The sequence below is a fragment of the Mycobacterium sp. 852002-51057_SCH5723018 genome (assembly GCF_001667035.1).
Classification (GTDB): domain Bacteria; phylum Actinomycetota; class Actinomycetes; order Mycobacteriales; family Mycobacteriaceae; genus Mycobacterium.
This window is the reverse complement of sequence record NZ_LZIR01000006.1, coordinates 75,738-94,970: the sequence shown is the minus strand read 5'-3', so window position 1 is coordinate 94,970 and position 19,233 is coordinate 75,738. Positions and strand designations below refer to the sequence as shown.

Below are 19,233 nucleotides of genomic sequence, written 5' to 3'. Positions count from 1 at the left end.
CCCCCGCCCCCGCCCCCCCCCCCCCGCCCCCCGCCCGCCCGCCCCCGCTCGCCGCGCGCGCGGCGGGCCGCGGCCCGCCCCCCCCCCCCCCCCCCCCCCCCCCCCCCCCCCCCCCCCCGCGGCCCGGGCCGCGAACCGTACCCCGCATCGGTCGCGATAGGGGCGAAGGAGAGGGAAATGGCAGAGGGGTTTTACCGGTTCTGCGAGTGGGTCGTTCCACCGGTCGTGTCGATGCAGGGAACGAAGTTCACCTTCCAGGGCCTGGAGAACATTCCGTCGCGCGGCGGTGCCCTGCTCGCGCAGAACCACACCAGCTACCTCGACTGGCTCCCGACGTTGCTGGCCGTCAAGGAGCGTGGCCGCCGCGCGCACTTCATGATCAAGGCCGAAATGGCCGACGTGAAGGCGGTCAACTACGTGATCAAGCACGCCCGGCTCATCCCGGTGGACCGCAGGGCGGGACACGACTCCTTCGACGTGGCCGTGGAACGGCTGCGCGCGGGCGAGCTCATCGGCATGCACCCCGAGGCCACCATCAGCCGCAGCTACGAACTCAGGGAATTCAAGACCGGCGCGGCGCGGATGGCCCTGGAGGCGCAGGTGCCGTTGATTCCGATCGTCGTCTGGGGCGCCCACCGGATCTGGCCCAAGGATCACCCGAAGAAGGTGTTCCGCAACAAGGTTCCGATCACGGTGGCCGCCGGCCGCCCGCTGGCGCCGATGGGCACCCCCGACCAGCTCAACACCGCGCTGCGCCAGGCGCTGAATGCGTTGCTGTACCGGGTGCAGGAGGAGTATCCGCACCCGGAGGGAGAGTTCTGGGTACCGCGGCGGCTGGGTGGAGCCGCGCCGACCCAGGACGATTCCCGGGCGATCCGGTTGTCCGAGTTGCAGGAGCGGGCCCGGCGGTACGGCAGCGACGGGGTGACGCGCCCCGGGCAGAACCAAGACGGATTGCGTTGACGGCACTGGCCGACCGCGAAGGCGGACCGTCTCGATGACCTTGCCGAGGCTGATCGCCTGTGACGTCGACGGCACATTGTTCGACGAAAACGAAACCATCACCCCGCGCACCCGCGACGCGGTACGGGCCGCGGTCGCTGCCGGGGCGCGATTCTTGGTGGCAACGGGCCGCCCGCCGCGCTGGATACGTCCCGTCGTCGACGCGCTCGGGTTCGCGCCGACCGCGGTGTGCGCCAACGGCGCCGTCATCTACGACCCCGAAACCGACCGGGTGCTGTCGGCACGCACCCTGCCCGTCGACACGCTGGCCGAGTTGGCCGAACTCGCCACCCGCGTCATCCCGGGCGCGGGGCTGGCCGTCGAGCGGATCGGCGAACGCGCCCATGACACCGCCACCCCGCAGTTCATCAGCTCGCCGGGCTACGAGCATGCCTGGCTCAACCCGGACAACACCGAGGTGTCGATCCAGGACCTGCTCAGCGCCCCGGCGATCAAGCTGTTGATCCGCAAGAGCGGGGCCCGCAGCGCCGACATGGCGGCCGAACTGGCCAAGTATGTCGGCATCGAGGGGGACATCACCTACTCCACCAACAACGGGCTGGTCGAGATCGTGCCGCTGGGAATCAGCAAGGCCAGCGGCGTGGAGGAGATCGCCAAACCGCTGGGGATCGCCAGCGACGAGGTGGTGGCCTTCGGCGACATGCCCAACGACCTGCCGATGCTGCGGTGGGCCGGCCATGGCGTGGCCATGGGCAACGCGGATCCCGAGGTGCTCGCCGCCGCCGACGAGGTCACCGCGCCCAACAACGACGACGGTGTGGGACGGGTGCTGGAACGCTGGTGGCTCTGAAGCGTTACCCCGCGGGCGCGATCGCCGCCGCGAGCTGTTCGGGTATGTAGTTGACGAGCAGCGGGGCGAGTCCCATGAAGGGCGTGCCAAAGATGGTCACCAGCGTCGGTGGGAACCCAAGCCCAGTCAGGTCGATGGTCGCCGTAACCGGGTGCGGCGGAACGAGAATGCCGTCAAAGGGCAGGTGCAAGACGATCGGCACAGTGGCGTTGATGGAAGGAAAAGGCGGCGGCAGCGGCACGCTTATCGGCACCGGGACTGTGAAGTCCACGAGGATGTCGCTGTTGAGGAAGCCGTTTGCGACGACGGCCGGCGCATCGATGAGCGCGTTGACCGCCCCCAGGCCGTTGCCGGCCAGCAGAGCCTGCTGAACCGCCGTCGCGCTGGTTGCCAACCCGTTCAGTGTCGCGATCGGGGCGCCGGCCACCGCGTACGTGAGCACCAACGGCAACCCGAAGAAGGCGCTCAGCGATCCGGTGGTGGGATTGGACAGCGGCAGTGTCGCCGTCGCCGAAATGCTCGGAATCGTAAGGACATCGAGCACGTTGGTGAGGTTTTGCGCCATCTGCCTGGGGATGGACGGAGGCATCAGGTTGGTGAAGTACTGCGCCTCTTGTCCGGGGATGTTTGCCATGGCGAAGAAGTTGCCCAGCGGGCCGAGCAGCGTGGGGTTGGTCGTGGCAGTCAAAGTGGGAAGCACAAAGGGAAAGAGGCTTCCTCCACTGACGGTGATCGCGATGGTGCCGGGATTGGCCCCGGTCACCAAGAGATTGGCGAAGGCCTGCGCCACGTCTTGCACCGCGCCGAAGTAGTTGCCGGCCAGGACGGCTTGCAGAGCCACCTGTAGCTCGGCGCCGAAAGCGGGCAGGCCGTTGACGATTCCGGTTACCGCGCTGCTGAAGTTCGTGAAGAAGCTCTGGGCGAAGCCGAGCTGCGTGGTGATGAACTGCTGGATGTAAAACGCCGGGTTGAACGCCAAAAGTTGCTGGATGCCGCCCTGGATGGCCGCCGGCAGGTTGGCCAGCACCGCGGGGAAGTTCTCGGCGGTAAAGGTGAGCGCGGTGGCGATCTGCTGCCAGTAGCCCGTCTGGTTGGCCAGGACCTGGCGCAAGAACGGGAACGGGTCGGCGGACCAGGTGCCGAAGAGGGAGCCCAGGTTGGCGGTCGTGTTGGCGATGAGCTGCCCGTACGCGCCGCCGGGGTAGAGCGTGATCGCGGCGGCGGGGGCATTCACCGCGCTGAGCAGGCCCTGCTGGGCGTTGGCGATCTCGGTGCTGACATATGCCGCCGCGCCGCCGTTGAGCAAGCTCACGAACTCGTCGTGAAATGCCGCCGCCTCGGCGCTGAGCGCCTGGAATTTCTGCCCGTACGTGCCGAACAGCTCGGAGATCGCGACCGACACCTCATCGGCGGCCGCGGCCGCCACACCGGTGGTTCGAGCTGCGGCGGCCGCCGTCGCCTCCTGAAGGCCCGAGCCGATACCCGCTAAATTTCCCGCCGCGTCCGCAACCATGTCCGGCGCGGTCATCACGAAAGACACGGCCGTCTCCCCTCGACTCGATCCCCACAATCAGCGCTAGTCCCCGGCCAAGCCGAGCGTACTGTGACGAAACGCACATCCGCTGGGAAATCGGGCGTTCCGCTCCAAAAAACCGCCCCTAAAACGCCCTAAGCCGCCTAGGTGGCGGCCGGGTGGGAGGGCAGCGAGAAGTGCTCGGGCGGCACCGTCGGCCCGCTCGGCGATTGCGTCGACAGGGGGGTGGTGATCCCGTCCACCACGTCGGTGACATTTCCGGTGAGCCGCTCGAAGTTCAGGGTTCCATGCTGGAAGTTCTGCGTGATCTGCAGCGGCTCTTGGATTTCCGCGCTGGTCGGCAGGCCGAGTGGGCCCCGCTCGTAGCTCAGTGACGCCCAGGCGTCGTAGATCGCGCCGGTGATCGGCTGTGCCCCGGTCTCGGGCGACCAGTACATCGCGCCCTTGGCAAAGGTGACGTATCGGGCGTCGCCTTCGGCGCTGTCTTCGGGCGACGTGGGCGCGCCCAGCACGCTGTTCATGCCGCCGATCGCCAGCCAGTGCTCGTAGATCGCGCCGCCCTCGAGCGCCTTGATCAACTCCTCGGGCGGATCGTTGAAATGCGAAGCAATGTCCCGGATCTCGTCCATCAGCGCGTAGGCGGCATTGCCCGGGCAGTCAGTGTTTCCGACGTCGCGATGGGTGAAGATGGTGGGCAGGGTCGCGATAGCCCCGGCCGGGAAGGTGGTGTAGTGGCTGCCGGCTGACTCCAGCGCCACGGTGCCCTTGGGGTCGACGCCGTCCAGGCCCAGCCGCCAGCCAAGCAGCCGGCCCACGGTTCGCAGCTGGATCGGCGTCGGCGGGACGTCGTTGAAGTTGCCGATCATCGCCACGCCCCAGGTGTTGCGGTTGAATCCGCCGGTGTGGAACGCCTCGACGGCCTTGGTGAGACCGCCGGCGCTGCCCTCGAACACCTGCCCGTACTTGTCGATGAGCGCGTTGTAGGCGATGTCGCACCAGCCCAGCGTCTTGCTGTGGTAGGTGTAGATCGCCTTGACGATCCCGGCCGATTCGAGCGGGGAGTAGTCGTTGCTGCCGGCGGTGTGGTGGACGACCGCGGCACGAACCCCGTTGTCGTACTGGGGACTACCGCAGCGCAGCGACTCGTCGGCGCCCCACTCCGCGCGGCTGATGATGGCGGGCGCCTGGCCGGGCATCAGGACACCGGCCGGCGGTGTCCAGTGCGTCTTAGCCGGTGCTTGGGGCGGGGAGATGAGGATCGCGGAGATGTTCTGCGCGTAGGGCTGTTCCTTGGACGCCGGCTTGTACCCCAGACCGCCGTTGTCCGCGGACACGCTCGACGGTGCTGGAGGCGGCTGAGTCACCGGCGCGTCGATCGGACGGGTAACCGCGATCTGCACCGTCGTGGTGGTCCCGACGAACACCGGATCCGTGCTGCGGGGCCCCTCGCTTGGCCCGGCCGCAAGGCCTTCGGTACCCGCCGGACCGCCGTCGGGCGCCGCGGTTTCGTACTCGGTCTGATACCAGGGTCCCCAGGAGCCGTCGCTGCGCTTTGCGCGCACGCGGATGGAGGTGCCGGCGAGGTTGCCGGTCAGCGCGACCAACGAAAACGGTGTGGCCTGGCTGAGCTCCCGGACCGTGACGCCGCCGCCGAGCCCGATCAGCGGCTGCTCGGCGAGCTGGGTGTCGCCGGCCCGCGGCCGGGTGGGCGCGCCGCCGCCGTGGATCGCGTCGCCCACCCACGAGACGATGACGACGGTCGCCGCGATGGCGGTGAGCAACATCGTCGGCGCGCGATTGCGGGACACCAGCTGATGTTACTCGTGTTTCTGGTGTTATTAATGAGGCGACACGGCCCGAGGGGCCGCGAAAGTCCACGAAAACCTGTTCGACGGCACCGCAGAGGTGGGGTAGCCGGGCGGGTTGCTCGTCCCGAGCCCCGGCAGTCTCTGCGGTGCCGTCAGGTAACAGGTTCCTCGAGGGTCTAGTGAGGCAGCGCGCCCGCGACGGGCGCGGCGGCACCGGCGGCAGCGGGCAGGGCGCCCGCGGCGGCGCCCGGGAGGGCGCCCGCGGCACCCGGCAGGGCCCCGGCCGCACCGGGCAGCGCACCGGCGGCACCCGGAAGCGCACCGGCGGCAGCCGGAAGCGCACCCGCGGCGGCACCTGGCAGGGCACCAGCGGCACCCGGCAGGGCCTTAGCCGCACCCGGCAGCGCACCCGCCGCACCCGGCAGGGCACCCGCCGCACCCGGCAGCGCACCCGCCGCGCCCGGCAGGGCACCCGCCGCGCCGGGCAGCGCGCCGGCCGCGCCCGGCAGGGCACCCGCGGCACCCGGCCCACCCTGCTGCACGCTCTGCATGATGGCCGGCATCACCAGCCCCTTGAGCAGGTCGATGGCCTGGCTGGCGCCCAACTGGTTGGCGGCCTGCATCACGTCGTTGACGAGCCCGCCGCCGCCGCCCGAGCCGCCCCCGGTTGCACCCCCGCCGGACGCGACCGGCGAAGCGCCGCCCAGCGTGGACGGGTCACCGAGGATCGGATAGGTCCCGCCGGCACCCGGGTCCAGGCCGGTCTGTGAGTCGATCGGCACTTCGCTGGGTGCGAGTGTGGGACTGCCCACGCCTGGTAGCGCGCCCGTCGGGCTGGTCAAACCGGGGTTGGACAACGCGGGGTTGAGCCCCGCGGCCGGCGTGGTCGCCACCGCACCCGGCGTGGCAGCGCCAGGCGTGGTCGGCGGCAGCCCCGGGGTCGCCAGCGAGGGGCTGGCCAGACCCGGGCTCGTCAGCCCCGGACTCGTCAGGCCCGGGCTGGTCAGACCGGGGCTCGCCAGGCCTGGGCTAGTGAGGCCCGGACTCGTCAGCCCTGGGCTGGTCAACCCCGGGCTCGTCAAGCCAGGACTGGTCAGGCCCGGGCTGGCGGCACCGCCGCCACCCAACGCGGGCACTGGCGGCAAGTTGATCCCGAACTGCGAAAGGCCCTGCGACAGCGCGCCCATCAGCTCGTTGGGCAGGTCGGACATTACCGCCGCCTGCTTGAACTCGTGGTGCTCGGGTGGCTTGCTGCCGGCGGTCGATTCGTAAACAAGGAAGTACGCGCAAGGACTCGCCACTGCCAGGGCGGCGACCGCGCTCATGGCTGTCGAAAGCTTGCGTCGGCGTCGGTTCGGCACGGAAGTCTCCTCAATATCTGGACAACTTAAATCGAACTGCGGTTGTGTCGGCGTGTCCTGCCCGTCCTGTCCGGCATGAAGCACACAGAGTTGATGGTACGAGTGAGGATGGTGTGACTGGAGTGCTGATATTGAATCGTGAGGCAATTGCGACTCCGACCGTGATCGCCGATTTGGATCGCCGCGGCGGTGGTTATCAGGATGAACCCCGACGCCCTGGCGTCGCCAAATGGGTTAGGCCCGCGCGGTCGGATACCCTAAGCAACCGATGACTTCTCGTTTCGACCTCCTCGTCGTCGGCTCCGGATTCTTCGGCCTGACCATTGCCGAGCGCGTGGCTACCCAACTCGGGAAGCGCGTGCTCGTCGTGGAACGGCGCCCGCACATCGGCGGCAACGCCTATTCGGAGGCCGAGGCGCAGACCGGCATCGAGGTCCACAAGTACGGCGCCCACCTGTTCCACACCTCTAACAAGAGGGTCTGGGACTATGTGCGGCAGTTCACCGACTTCACCGACTACCGGCACCGGGTGTTCGCGATGCACAACGGGCAGGCCTACCAGTTCCCGATGGGCCTGGGCCTGGTGTCGCAGTTCTTCGGCAGATACTTCACCCCCGACCAAGCGCGCCGGCTCATCGCCGAGCAGGCCGCCGAGATCAAAACCGAGGACGCGCAGAACTTCGAGGAGAAGGCCATCTCCCTGGTCGGCCGGCCGCTCTACGAGGCGTTCCTCAAGAACTACACCGCCAAGCAGTGGCAGACCGACCCCAAGGAACTGCCCGCGTCCAACATCACCCGGCTCCCGGTGCGCTACACGTTCGACAACCGGTACTTCAGCGACACCTACGAGGGCCTGCCGGTCGACGGGTACACGGCGTGGCTGCAGAACATGGCCGCCGACGACCGGATCGAGGTCCGGCTGGACACCGACTGGTTCGACGTCCGCGACCAACTGCGGACGGACAGCCCGGCGGCCCCGGTGGTGTACACCGGCCCGCTGGACCGCTACTTCGACTACGCCGGTGGCCGGTTGGGCTGGCGCACACTGGATTTCGAGGTCGACGTGCTGCCGATCGGTGATTTCCAGGGCACCCCGGTGATGAACTACAACGATCCTGACCCGCCCTACACACGCATCCACGAGTTCCGCCACTTCCACCCCGAGCGCGACTACCCGACCGACAAGACGGTGATCATGCGGGAGTTCTCGCGGTTCGCCGAAGACGACGACGAGCCCTACTATCCGATCAACACCGAGGCCGACCGCGCCCTGCTCGCCGCGTACCGGGCGCGGGCGAGGGCCGAAACCGCTTCATCGAAGGTGCTTTTCGGCGGGCGGCTGGGCACCTACCAATATCTGGATATGCACATGGCGATTGCCAGCGCACTGAACATGTACGACAACATCCTGGCGCCGCACCTGCGTGACGGCGCCAACCTGCTACAAGAGGAAGGCGCGCGCGCATGACCGCTGTAAGCCTGCTTTCCAGAATCATTCTGCCGCGTCCGGGTGAACCCCTCGACGTGCGCAAGCTGTACCTGGAAGAGTCCACCACCAACGCCAGGCGCGCGCACGCGATTACGCGCACCTCGCTGCAGATCGGCGCGGAGTCCGAGGTCTCGTTCGCGACGTACTTCAACGCTTTCCCGGCGAGCTACTGGCGGCGCTGGACCATCTGCAAGTCGGTGGTGCTGCGGGTGGATGTGACCGGCACCGGACGCGTCGACGTCTACCGCACCAAAGCCACCGGCGCCCGGATCTTCGTCGAGGGACGCCAGTTCACCGGCACCGAGGACGTGCCGCAGGTGCTCGAAATCGAGGTCCCGCTGAAGCCTTTCGAGGATGGCGGCTGGATCTGGTTCGACATCACCACCGACAGCAAGGTCACGCTGCTCAGCGGCGGCTGGTATGCGGCCGAGGCTGCCCCGGTCACGGCCAACGTCGCCGTCGGCATCCCGACGTTCAACCGCCCCGCCGACTGCGCCAACGCACTGGCCGAGCTCACCGCAGATCCCTTGGTGGACGAGGTGATTGGCGCGGTGATCGTGCCCGACCAGGGCGTGCGCAAGGTGCGCGACCACCCGAACTTCCCCGCCGCGGCGGCCCGGCTGGGCGATCGGCTGTCCATCCACGACCAGCCGAACCTCGGCGGTTCCGGCGGCTACAGCCGGGTGATGTACGAGGCGCTGAAAAACACCGACTGCCAACAGATCCTGTTCATGGACGATGACATCCGCATCGAGCCCGACTCGATCCTGCGCGTGTTGGCGATGCACCGCTTCGCGCGAAGTCCAATGCTGGTGGGCGGCCAGATGCTCAACCTGCAGGAGCCGTCGCACCTGCACATCATGGGTGAGGTCGTGGACCGCGCGAACTTCATGTGGACCGCCGCGCCGCACGCGGAATACGACCACGACTTCGCCGAATATCCGTTGAACGACAACAACGCCCGAAGCAAGCTGCTGCACCGCCGCATCGACGTCGACTACAACGGCTGGTGGACGTGCATGATCCCGCGACAGGTCGCCGAGGAGCTGGGGCAGCCGTTACCGCTGTTCATCAAGTGGGACGACGCCGATTATGGCCTGCGGGCCGCCGAGCGCGGGTACCCGACGGTCACGCTGCCCGGCGCGGCCATCTGGCACATGGCCTGGAGCGACAAGGACGACGCCATCGACTGGCAGGCCTACTTCCATCTGCGCAACCGGCTGGTGGTCGCCGCGATGCATTGGGATGGTGACGTCACCGGATTGGTCCGCAGTCACCTGAAGGCGACGCTGAAACACCTTGCGTGCCTTGAGTATTCGACGGTTGCCATCCAGAACAGGGCCATCGACGACTTCCTGGCCGGTCCCGAGCACATCTTCTCGATCCTGGAAAGCGCGCTGCCAGAAGTGCACCGCCTGCGCAAGGAATACCCGGACGCGGTGGTGCTGCCGGCGGCCAGCGAACTGCCGGCGCCACAAAACAAGACCAAGGCGATGAAGCCGCCGGTGAACCCGGTGTCGATCGGCTACCGGCTGGCCCGCGGGATTGCGCACAACATGACCAAGGCCGATCCGGAAGCCCACCTGCGCCCCGAGTACAACGTGCCCACCCAGGACGCGCGCTGGTTCCGGCTCTGCACGGTCGACGGCGTCACGGTGACGACCGCCGACGGGTGCGGCGTGGTCTACCGGCAGCGCGACCGGCGCAAGATGGTCACCCTGCTGCTGCAGTCGCTGCGCCGTCAGCGTCAGCTGCTGAGCCGGTTCGACGAGATGCGCCGGGTGTACCGGGACGCGCTGCCCGTGCTCTCGAGCAAGCAGAAGTGGGAGACGGCGTTATTGCCGGCGGCCGAGCCTGCACATGGCTGACGCCGCTGCATCGGAAGCGCCGCGCGGCGAGGTGGCCGCGCTGGTGGCCATCCAGTCGGCGCTGGCGGACCGGCCGGGCGTGCTCCTGGCGGCGCGGGGACTTTCCCACTTCGGGGAGCACAGCATCGGCTGGTTGGCGGTCGCGCTGGTCGGTGCGGTCCTGATGCCGACACGGCGCGGAGACTGGCTGGCCGCCGGGGCCGGAGCGTTTGTCGCGCACGCCACCGCCGTGTTGGTCAAGCGGCTGGTGCGGCGCAGCCGGCCGCACCACCCGGCCGTCGCCGTCAACGTCGGCACGCCCAGCCAGCTGAGCTTTCCGTCCGCGCATGCCACGTCCACCACGGCCGCGGCGATCCTGATGAGCCGGGCCACCGGACTGCCGCTCCCGGCGGTCCTGATACCGCCGATGGCGCTGTCGCGGATACTGCTGGGCGTGCACTATCCCAGCGATGTGGCCTTCGGCGTCGCCCTCGGTGCCGCCGTCGCGGGCATCGCGGGCCGGAGCGACGCGAGGTTCCGAAAGAGGTGCGCCGAATGAGTGAAGACGTGGTGACCCGACCGCCGTCGAACCTGATTATCGGCGTCGTCAAGGCGATCCGCCCGCGCCAATGGGTGAAGAACATCCTGGTGCTAGCCGCGCCGGTCGCGGGGCTGGGCAGCGGGGTCCGCTACAACTATGTCCAACTGGCGATCCAGGTCGGCGTGGCGTTTGTGGTCTTCAGCCTGGCGGCCTCATCGATATACCTGGTCAACGACGTGCGCGACATCGACGCCGACCGCGAGCACCCCACCAAGCGGTTCCGGCCGATCGCGGCCGGCGTGGTGCCCGAGTGGCTGGCCTACGTTCTGGCCGCGGTTCTGGGCGTCGCCTCCCTGGCCATAGCGTGGTGGTTGACACCGAACCTGGCGCTGGTGATGGCCGTCTACATCGCCATGCAGCTGGGGTACTGCTTCGGCCTCAAACACCAAGCGGTGATGGATATCTGCATCGTGTCGTCGGCGTATTTGCTACGCGCCATCGCCGGGGGTGTCGCCACCGACATTCCGCTGTCGCAGTGGTTCTTGCTGTCGGCGGCGTTCGCCTCGCTGTTCATGGTGGCCGGCAAGCGCTACGCCGAGCTTCAGGTCGCCGAGCGCACCGGCGCCGTGATCCGCAAGTCGCTGGAAAGCTATACCAGCACCTATCTGCGATTCGTCTGGACGATGTCGGCCACCGCGGTGGTGATGTGCTACGGACTGTGGGCTTTCGAGCGCGACCACCACTCGGGGTCCTGGTATGCGGTGTCGATGGTCCCGTTCACCATCGCGATCCTGCGCTACGCGGTCGATGTCGACGGCGGGCTGGCCGGGGAGCCCGAGGACATCGCGCTCCGCGACCGGGTGTTGCAGCTGCTGTTCTTGGCCTGGATCGCGACGGTTGGGGCCGCCGTTGCCTTCGGCTAGCCCCCGACTCAAAGGCCTGAAGGCGCTGAACGGCACTGTGCTGCGCCGCCGGCCCACAATCAGGCGGGCCGGTCGGGCGCTGTTCCCCTACACCACGGCGGCGCGGGTGAGCCTGTGGCTCAGCGTGACCGTGGTTGCCGCCCTGTTCGCCTGGGGGGCCTGGCAGCGACGCTGGATCGCCGACGACGGACTGATCGTGCTACGCACGGTGCGCAATTTGCTGGCCGGTAACGGTCCGGTCTTCAACCAGGGCGAGCGGGTGGAGGCGAACACCTCCACGGCGTGGACCTACCTGATGTACGCGGGCAGCTGGGTCGGCGGGTTCATGCGCATGGAATACGTGGCGCTGGCGCTGGCTCTGGCGCTGTCGGTGCTGGGCGTGGCGCTGCTGATGCTGGGCGCCGGCCGGTTGTACGCGCCCAGCCTGCGCGGCCGCAGGGCGATCATGCTGCCCGCCGGGGCGTTGGTCTACATCGCCCTGCCGCCGGCGCGGGACTTTGCCACCTCCGGTTTGGAGAGCGGCCTGACGCTGGCCTACCTCGGGCTGTTGTGGTGGATGATGGTGTGTTGGTCGCAGCCGGTGCGAGGCCGCTCGGACGGCCCGGCATTCATCGCGGCGTTGGCCTTCGTCGCGGGGTTCAGTGTCCTGGTGCGCCCAGAGCTCGCGCTGATGGGCGGGCTGGCGCTGATCATGATGCTCATCGCCGCCCGCGCCTGGCGCCGGCGCGTGCTGATCGTGGCGGCGGGCGGATTCCTGCCGGTCGCCTACCAGCTCTTCCGGATGGGTTACTACGGCCTGCTGGTGCCGGGGACCGCGTTGGCCAAGGACGCGGCCGGGGACAAGTGGTCCCAAGGAATGATCTATCTCGCTAACTTCAACGCGCCCTACGCGGTGTGGATACCGGTGGCGCTGCTGGTGCCGCTGGGAGTGCTCTTGGTGGCCGCTCGCCGCCGCCCGGCCTTCCTTCGCCCGCTCGCGGCGCCCGGCTACGGCAGGCTGGCCCGGGCGGTCCAAAGCCCACCCGCGGCGGTGGCATTCGTCCTCTTCAGCGGGCTGCTGCAGGCGCTCTACTGGATCCGGCAGGGCGGCGATTTCATGCACGGCCGGGTGTTGCTGGCGCCTTTATTTTGTTTGCTGGCGCCGGTCGCGGTCATCCCGGTGATGCTGCCCGACGGCGTGGACTATTCGCGGGAGACGGGCTATTGGGTAGCCGGTGTGGCCAGCGCGCTGTGGCTGGGCATCGCGGGCTGGTCGCTGTGGGCAGCAAACTCGCCCGGCATGGGTGACGACGCCACCCACGTCACCTACTCCGGGATCGTCGACGAGCGCCGCTTCTATGCGCAGGCCACCGGGCACGCACACCCCCTGACCGCCGCGGATTACCTCGACTACCCGCGGATGGCCGCCGTGTTGACCGCGCTCGACAACACCCCGGAGGGGGCGCTGTTACTCCCATCTGGCAACTACATCCAATGGGACCTGGTCCCGATGTTGCAGCCGGCGCCGGGAGCGGCCCCGGACTCCGGCGGCCCCCAGAAGCCGCAGCACACAGTGTTCTTCACCAACCTGGGAATGGTCGGCATGAACGTGGGACTCGATGTCAGGGTGATCGACCAGATCGGCTTGGCAAACCCGCTTGCGCAGCATACGGAGCGGTTGAAGCACGGCCGGATCGGGCATGACAAGAACCTTTTTCCGGACTGGGTGATCGCCGACGGCCCGTGGGTGAAGCTGCACCCGGGAATTCCGGGCTATTTGGACGAGAACTGGGTCGCCGAGGCGGTGGCGGCCCTGAAGTGCCCCGAGACCCAGGCGGTGCTGAGCTCGGTGCGCGCCCCAATGACCTTGCACCGCTTCGTCTCCAACGTCCTGCACTCCTACGAGTTCACCAAGTACCGGATCGATCGCGTCCCGCTGTACGAGCTCGCCAGGTGCGGGCTTCCCATCCCGCAGCCTTCTCCGCCGCCTCCGCGCGAGTGAGGCGCTGACGGCGAAATATTTTCGCCGCGCCTCGAGCGTGGCAGCGCCGGTCGGTCCGTTCACATTGCCAGCAACTTCACATCTGCGCTCCGACCAGTGCGCAACGACCGCCCGGCACATGCGGAAACGCGGCTTGCCGGGCCCGTTTGTGGCCCGAAAATCCGTGGGTTAGACGGGCCAACGAGGGTTTGCCTGGCGGTCTCGATGAGAGGGGGAGACCGATGGTGTGGTTGACTACACGAGCACTGCTGCGCATAGCGCGGCGACGATGCGGGTCGGGAGGCCCGTGGAGGAGCCGGGCAATCGGATTAGGCGCATGCAGTCCGACCAATTTCGAGGATGCGCCAATCGGAAGAGTGTGCCGAACGGCCGCAAGAAGGATGAGGAAGCAAGGATGACGCTTGTCGACAGGTTTCGGAGCGCCGTGGCTCGCATGCCGCGCCGGCTCGTGGTGGGGGCCGTTGGCGCGGCCCTGCTATCGGGTCTGATTGGCGCCGTGGGGGGCTCGGCGACCGCTGGGGCGTTCTCGCGCCCGGGTCTGCCGGTGGAATACCTGCAGGTGCCCTCGGCCGGCATGGGCCGCGACATCAAGATTCAGTTCCAAAGCGGCGGCGCCAACGCTCCCGCGCTCTACCTGCTCGACGGCATGCGGGCGCAGGACGACTTCAATGGCTGGGACATCAACACCCCGGCGTTCGAGTGGTACAACCAGTCGGGCCTCGCGGTGGTCATGCCGGTCGGCGGCCAGTCCAGCTTCTACTCCGACTGGTACAAGCCCGCCTGCGGTAAGGCCGGCTGCACCACCTACAAGTGGGAAACCTTCCTGACCAGCGAGCTGCCGGCGTACCTGTCGGCCAACAAGCAGGTCAAGCCGACCGGCAGCGCCGCCGTCGGTCTGTCGATGGCCGGCTCGTCGGCGCTGATCCTGGCCGCATACCACCCGGACCAGTTCATCTACGCCGGCTCCTTGTCGGCGCTGCTCGACCCCTCGCAGGGCATGGGCCCGTCGCTGATCGGCCTCGCCATGGGCGACGCCGGCGGCTACAAGAAGGACGACATGTGGGGGCCGTCGAGTGACCCTGCCTGGCAGCGCAATGACCCGTCGCTGCAGGTCGGCAAGCTGGTCGCCAACAACACCCGCATCTGGATCTACTGCGGCAACGGCACGCCGTCGGACCTCGGCGGTAACAACCTGCCCGCCAAGTTCCTCGAGGGCTTCGTGCGGACCAGCAACCTGAAGTTCCAGGACGCGTACAACCAGGCCGGCGGCCACAACGCGGTGTTCCACTTCGACGCCAACGGCACGCACGACTGGCCGTACTGGGGTGCGCAGGTCCAGGCAATGAAGCCTGACCTGCAGGCGACGCTGGGTGCAACGCCGGGCGCCGGCCCGGCCACCGCCAGCAACGCGGGCAACCAGGGCGGCTAAACCCCAAGCAACACTACTGACGGCGGCGATCCCTCGGGGTCGCCGCCGTTGGTCTGTTTAGCCACGCCGCGGTGTGGTCTACTTCACTACCCTGCGGGCCGGGTGTCGGGCGGCGCTGGTTAATGTGCACACAGCGACTAGACGATGGAGGGTGGACATGAGGGTCGTACGGGGTCTGTCAGCGGTTCTGCGGGTGTTCTGCGTCGCCGCACTGTCGGTCGGGCTGGGTGTGGCCGTCACGGCAGAGTCCACGGTGAAGGCCAGGGCCGCCGGTTACGAGAGCCTGATGGTCCCGTCGGCCGCGATGGGCCGGGACATCCCGGTGGCCTTCCTGGCCGGTGGTCCGCACGCGGTCTACCTGCTGGATGCCTTCAACGCCGCCCCGGACGTGAGCAACTGGGTCACCGCGGGCAATGCGATGAACACGCTGGGCGGCAAGGGCATCTCGGTGGTGGCGCCCGCCGGCGGCGCTTGGAGCATGTACACCAACTGGGAGCAGGACGGCAGCAAGCAGTGGGACACCTTCTTGTCCAGCGAGCTGCCCAACTGGCTGGCCGCCAACAAGGGTCTGGCACCCGGCGGCCACGCCGCCGTCGGTGCCTCGCAAGGTGGTTATGGCGCGATGGCGCTGGCCGCGTTCCATCCCGACCGCTTCGGCTTCGCCGGTTCGCTGTCGGGGTTCCTGTATCCGTCGAGCACCAACTACAACGGCGCGATCCTGGCCGGCCTGCAGCAGTTCGGCGGCATTGACGGCAACGGGATGTGGGGCGCCCCGCAGCTGGGCCGGTGGAAGTGGCACGACCCCTGGGTGCACGCCTCGCTGCTGGCGCAGAACAACACCCGCGTGTGGGTCTACAGCCCGACGAACATGGGCGGCGACGACGCCGCCATGATCGGCCAGGCGGGCGCGGCGATGGGCAGCTCCCGGGAGTTCTATCAGCAGTACCGCAACGTCGGCGGGCACAACGGCCACTTCGACTTCCCGGGCGGCGGCGACAACGGCTGGGGCTCGTGGTCGGGCCAGCTGGGCGCCATGTCGGGCGACATCGTCGGCGCGATCCGCTAGTTCGGCCGCCGCAGGCCAAGTCCGCGCCGCCTCGCGGCCCGGACGGTGCCCCGCGGGGTCCCGGTACCGTGTAGTGGCGGGTGCTTGACGCTTAGCGCCTACCGAGGCCTACCGACCCTGCCAGCAGGAGAACATGACCACCAACGCCCGGCGCAAGCGCCACCGGATCCTCGCCTGGATTGCCGCCCTTTCGGTGGCCGGCGTCGTGTTGTTGGTCCTCCTGGCCGTGGTGACCCTGCTGCGCAGCCACGAAGTGCCGCCCAGCGCGGTGCCGCCCGGCGTGCTGCCTCCGCCGTCGACGACCACCCATCCGCACAAGCCGCGACCCGCATCTCAGGACGCGTCGTGCCCCGATGTGCAGTTGATCAACGTCCCGGGCACCTGGGAGTCCGCCCCCCAGGACGACCCGCAAAGCCCGATGCAATTCCCGAACGCGTTGCTGCACAGGGTGACCGCGGAGATCTCGGGGCAGTTCCCGTCCTCCCGGGTGCAGGCCTACACGACCCCGTACACCGCGCAGTTCCACAACCCGTTGAGCGGTGACACGCAGATGTCCTACAACGAGAGCCGCGCCGAAGGCACCCGCGCGACGGTCCAGGCGATGACCGACATGAACAACAAGTGCCCGCTGACCAGCTACGTGCTGATGGGCTTTTCCCAGGGCGCGGTGATCGTCGGCGACATCGCCAGCGACATCGGCAACGGCCGCGGACCCGTCGACGACGACCTGGTCCTCGGTGTGACAGTGATCGCCGACGGCCGCCGCCAGCAGGGCGTCGGCAACGACATCGGGCCCAATCCGCCGGGCCAAGGCGCCGAGGTCACCCTGCACGAGGTGCCGGTGCTGTCCGGGCTGGGCCTGAGCATGACCGGTCCGCGGCCCGGCGGCTTCGGCGCCCTGAACGCCAAGACAAACGAGATCTGCGCCCCGGGCGACCTCATCTGCGCCTCCCCCGACGAGGCGTTCAGCGTGGCGAACCTGCCGAACACGCTGAACACGCTCGCCGGGAGCGCCGGCCAGCCGGTGCACGCCTTGTACGCCACGACCCAGTTCTGGAATCTGGACGGGGCGCCCGCGACCGACTGGACGTTGAACTGGGCCCGCGGGCTCATCGAAAACGCGCCCCATCCCAAGCATGGTTAGGCGGCGCGTGGCAAACCGGGTGGTGGACACAGCCCTACCTAACCGGTTGCAAAACGGCATCAGCGGTACCTTGTGATTTGGTCTGCCGCGAGGCGACCCTTAACATTAAGAGAAATTTAAGAGCAATAAGCACCTTGTTGCGGACCCGCTCGGGTCGAAGCTGGCTGGGACTGGCACAGAGCCGCGCTTTGTGCGCGTGTGCCGTGCAAGGACCGGCTTGTGTATAGAGGTATTCGTCGGGCAGCCGACGCCGGAATGTGACCGTCGGCCAGACCGACCGGATGATTGCGACAGGAGAGCGGTATGGCGTACCACAACCCGTTCATCGTGAACGGGAAGATCAGGTTTCCCGACAACCTCAACCTGGCCCGTCACATCGAACGGTGGGCGTCGGTGCGCGGGGACAAGCTGATCTACCGCTTCCTGGACTTCTCCACCGAACGGGACGGCGTCGCCCGCGACATCTCGTGGCGTCACTTCAGCCAGCGCAACCGCGCCGTCGCGGCGCGCCTGCAGCAGGTCACCCAGCCCGGTGACCGCATCGCCATCCTGTGCCCGCAGAACCTCGACTACCTGACGTCGTTTTTCGGCACCATCTACGCCGGCCGGATCGCGGTGCCGTTGTTCGACCCGGGCGAGCCGGGTCACGTCGGGCGGCTGCACGCGGTGCTCGACGACTGCAGCCCGTCGACGATCCTGACCACGACCGACTCCGCCGAGGGCGTGCGGAAGTTCTTCCGCAGCCGCCCGGCCAAGGAGCGGCCACGGGTCGTCGCCGTCGACGCGGTGCCCGACGAGGTGGCCTCCACCTGGCAGGAACCGACGTCGAACCCCGAGACCATCGCCTACCTGCAGTACACCTCCGGCTCCACCCGGACGCCGACCGGCGTCAAGATCAGCCACCTGAACCTGCCAACCAACGTGGTCCAGGTGCTGAACGCGCTGTCCATGAAGGGTCGGGAAACCGACCGTGGGGTGAGCTGGTTGCCGTTCTTCCACGACATGGGCCTGATCACGGTCATGTTGTCGCCGGTGTTCGGCCACCACATGACCTTCATGACGCCGGCCGCATTCGTGCGCCGGCCGAGCCGCTGGATCCGCGCCATGGCGCGCACCGACGACGAGGACGGCGAGGTCTACTCGGTGGCGCCGAACTTCGCGTTCGAGCATGCCGCGCTGCGCGGTGCGCCCAAGGACGGGGAGCCGCCGCTGGACCTGAGCAACGTCAGCGGGATCCTCAACGGCAGCGAGCCGGTGTCCCCGGCGTCGATGCGCAAGTTCTACGAGGCATTCGAGCCCTACGGGCTGCGCGAGTCGGCGATCAAGCCGTCCTACGGGCTGGCGGAGGCGACGCTGTTCGTCTCCACCACCCCGATGGACGAGGCGCCGCTGGTGATCCACGTCGACCGCGACGCCCTCAACGAGCACCGGTTCGTCGAGGTGGACGCCGACACGCCGAACGCCGTCGCGCAGGTGTCCGCCGGCGTGATCGGCGTCGACGAGTGGGCGGTGATCGTCGACACCGACACGGCCACCGAGCTGCCCGACGGGCAGATCGGCGAGATCTGGCTGCACGGCAACAACATGGGCCTGGGTTACTGGAACAAGGAACAAGAGACCCAGGAAACGTTCCGCAACATCCTCAAGTCGCGCACCAACCCCTCGCACGCGGAGGGGGCGCCCGACGACGGGATGTGGGTCCGCACCGGCGACTACGGCACCTATTACAAGGGCAACCTCTACATCACCGGCCGGATCAAGGACCTGGTCATCATCGACGGCCGCAATCACTACCCGCAGGACCTGGAGTACTCGGCCCAGGAGGCCAACAAGGCGTTGCGCACCGGCTACGTGGCCGCGTTCTCGGTGCCGGCCAACCAGCTGCCCCAGGAAGTGTTCGACAACCCGCACGCCGGCATCAGCTACGACCCGGAGAACACCTCCGAGCAGCTGGTCGTCGTCGCCGAGCGCGCCGCCGGTGCGCACAAGCTGGACTACCAGCCCATCGCCGACGACATCCGGGCCGCCATCGCGGTCCGGCACGGCGTGACCGTCCGCGACCTGCTGCTGGTGCAGGCCGGGCTGATTCCGCGCACCTCCAGCGGCAAGATCGGCCGCCGCGCCTGCCGCGCCGCCTACCTCGACGGCAGCCTGCGCAGCGGCATCGGCTCACCGACCGTATTCGCCACCGGCAACTAACCCTTAGACGAGCATGGCTGACACAGAGACTGATTCAGGACAAAACTCCGCACCCGAGAACTCCGCCCCCGAGACCGTCGGCGTGACGCGTTCACCGG

The 19,233-nt window shown here is 68.2% G+C and carries 13 protein-coding genes and 1 pseudogene; 11 read left to right on the top strand and 3 right to left on the bottom strand.

Annotated features, from left to right (window positions below):
* The first annotated feature begins 177 nt into the window (after window positions 1-177).
* Window positions 178-963 (top strand): 1-acyl-sn-glycerol-3-phosphate acyltransferase, encoded by a 786-nt coding sequence (locus A5764_RS02265; protein WP_067107873.1) that lies wholly within the window; start codon window positions 178-180, stop codon window positions 961-963.
* 34 nt (window positions 964-997) lie between these two features.
* Complete coding sequence (locus A5764_RS02260; protein WP_067107870.1) at window positions 998-1,813, top strand: Cof-type HAD-IIB family hydrolase; 816 nt, start codon at window positions 998-1,000, stop codon at window positions 1,811-1,813.
* A gap of 4 nt (window positions 1,814-1,817) precedes the next feature.
* Here A5764_RS02260 and A5764_RS02255 read toward each other — a convergent pair whose 3' ends face one another.
* From A5764_RS02255 to A5764_RS02245, 3 genes and pseudogenes are all read right to left on the bottom strand, one after another.
* Window positions 1,818-3,353, bottom strand: coding sequence for a PE family protein (locus A5764_RS02255; RefSeq protein ID WP_067107867.1), 1,536 nt, complete (start codon window positions 3,351-3,353; stop codon window positions 1,818-1,820).
* Window positions 3,354-3,490: 137 nt separating this feature from the next.
* A complete protein-coding gene (locus tag A5764_RS02250; protein ID WP_197501174.1) occupies window positions 3,491-5,158 on the bottom strand; it encodes an LGFP repeat-containing protein in 1,668 nt (555 codons plus the stop codon).
* A gap of 458 nt (window positions 5,159-5,616) precedes the next feature.
* Window positions 5,617-6,516 (bottom strand): annotated as a pseudogene (locus A5764_RS02245) (PirG); the annotation flags it as partial.
* A 268-nt stretch (window positions 6,517-6,784) separates the two neighbouring features.
* Between A5764_RS02245 and glf the strand changes: the two are divergent.
* The 9 genes from glf (at window position 6,785) to fadD32 (ending at window position 19,135) form a co-directional block, all read left to right on the top strand.
* Complete coding sequence (gene glf, locus A5764_RS02240; RefSeq protein WP_067107864.1) at window positions 6,785-7,984, top strand: UDP-galactopyranose mutase; 1,200 nt, start codon at window positions 6,785-6,787, stop codon at window positions 7,982-7,984.
* Window positions 7,981-9,873 carry a glycosyltransferase gene (locus A5764_RS02235; RefSeq protein WP_067107861.1) on the top strand — a complete coding sequence of 631 codons (1,893 nt, stop codon included), beginning with the start codon at window positions 7,981-7,983 and terminating at the stop codon, window positions 9,871-9,873. The genes glf and A5764_RS02235 overlap by 4 nt, the downstream gene beginning before the upstream one ends.
* Entirely contained in the window at window positions 9,866-10,411 is a 546-nt protein-coding gene (locus A5764_RS02230; RefSeq protein ID WP_067107858.1) for a phosphatase PAP2 family protein, read from the top strand. The genes A5764_RS02235 and A5764_RS02230 overlap by 8 nt, the downstream gene beginning before the upstream one ends.
* Window positions 10,408-11,316 carry a decaprenyl-phosphate phosphoribosyltransferase gene (locus tag A5764_RS02225; RefSeq protein ID WP_067107855.1) on the top strand — a complete coding sequence of 303 codons (909 nt, stop codon included), beginning with the start codon at window positions 10,408-10,410 and terminating at the stop codon, window positions 11,314-11,316. Before A5764_RS02230 ends, A5764_RS02225 begins: the two co-directional genes overlap by 4 nt.
* Window positions 11,303-13,297: a terminal beta-(1->2)-arabinofuranosyltransferase gene (gene aftB / locus A5764_RS02220; RefSeq protein ID WP_304441314.1), complete on the top strand. Its 1,995-nt coding sequence runs from the start codon at window positions 11,303-11,305 to the stop codon at window positions 13,295-13,297. The genes A5764_RS02225 and aftB overlap by 14 nt, the downstream gene beginning before the upstream one ends.
* A gap of 394 nt (window positions 13,298-13,691) precedes the next feature.
* A complete protein-coding gene (ag85A, locus tag A5764_RS02215) occupies window positions 13,692-14,726 on the top strand; it encodes a diacylglycerol acyltransferase/mycolyltransferase Ag85A (RefSeq protein ID WP_067107848.1) in 1,035 nt (344 codons plus the stop codon).
* 157 nt (window positions 14,727-14,883) lie between these two features.
* Window positions 14,884-15,792 carry an esterase family protein gene (locus A5764_RS02210; protein WP_067107845.1) on the top strand — a complete coding sequence of 303 codons (909 nt, stop codon included), beginning with the start codon at window positions 14,884-14,886 and terminating at the stop codon, window positions 15,790-15,792.
* Between the two features lie 133 nt (window positions 15,793-15,925).
* Window positions 15,926-16,936 (top strand): cutinase family protein, encoded by a 1,011-nt coding sequence (locus tag A5764_RS02205; RefSeq protein WP_067107842.1) that lies wholly within the window; start codon window positions 15,926-15,928, stop codon window positions 16,934-16,936.
* 303 nt (window positions 16,937-17,239) lie between these two features.
* Window positions 17,240-19,135: a long-chain-fatty-acid--AMP ligase FadD32 gene (gene fadD32 / locus A5764_RS02200; protein ID WP_067107839.1), complete on the top strand. Its 1,896-nt coding sequence runs from the start codon at window positions 17,240-17,242 to the stop codon at window positions 19,133-19,135.
* Window positions 19,136-19,233: the final 98 nt, after the last annotated feature.

Excerpts from the sequence above, each read along its gene's own strand:
- ag85A (WP_067107848.1), top strand. The coding sequence starts at position 13,692 with ATGACGCTTGTCGACAGGTTTCGGAGCGCCGTGGCTCGCATGCCGCGC.
- A5764_RS02230 (WP_067107858.1), top strand. The coding sequence starts at position 9,866 with ATGGCTGACGCCGCTGCATCGGAAGCGCCGCGCGGCGAGGTGGCCGCG.
- A5764_RS02210 (WP_067107845.1), top strand. The coding sequence starts at position 14,884 with ATGAGGGTCGTACGGGGTCTGTCAGCGGTTCTGCGGGTGTTCTGCGTC.
- A5764_RS02265 (WP_067107873.1), top strand. The coding sequence starts at position 178 with ATGGCAGAGGGGTTTTACCGGTTCTGCGAGTGGGTCGTTCCACCGGTC.
- A5764_RS02235 (WP_067107861.1), top strand. The coding sequence starts at position 7,981 with ATGACCGCTGTAAGCCTGCTTTCCAGAATCATTCTGCCGCGTCCGGGT.
- A5764_RS02205 (WP_067107842.1), top strand. The coding sequence starts at position 15,926 with ATGACCACCAACGCCCGGCGCAAGCGCCACCGGATCCTCGCCTGGATT.
- glf (WP_067107864.1), top strand. The coding sequence starts at position 6,785 with ATGACTTCTCGTTTCGACCTCCTCGTCGTCGGCTCCGGATTCTTCGGC.
- A5764_RS02260 (WP_067107870.1), top strand. The coding sequence starts at position 998 with ATGACCTTGCCGAGGCTGATCGCCTGTGACGTCGACGGCACATTGTTC.
- A5764_RS02225 (WP_067107855.1), top strand. The coding sequence starts at position 10,408 with ATGAGTGAAGACGTGGTGACCCGACCGCCGTCGAACCTGATTATCGGC.
- fadD32 (WP_067107839.1), top strand. The coding sequence starts at position 17,240 with ATGGCGTACCACAACCCGTTCATCGTGAACGGGAAGATCAGGTTTCCC.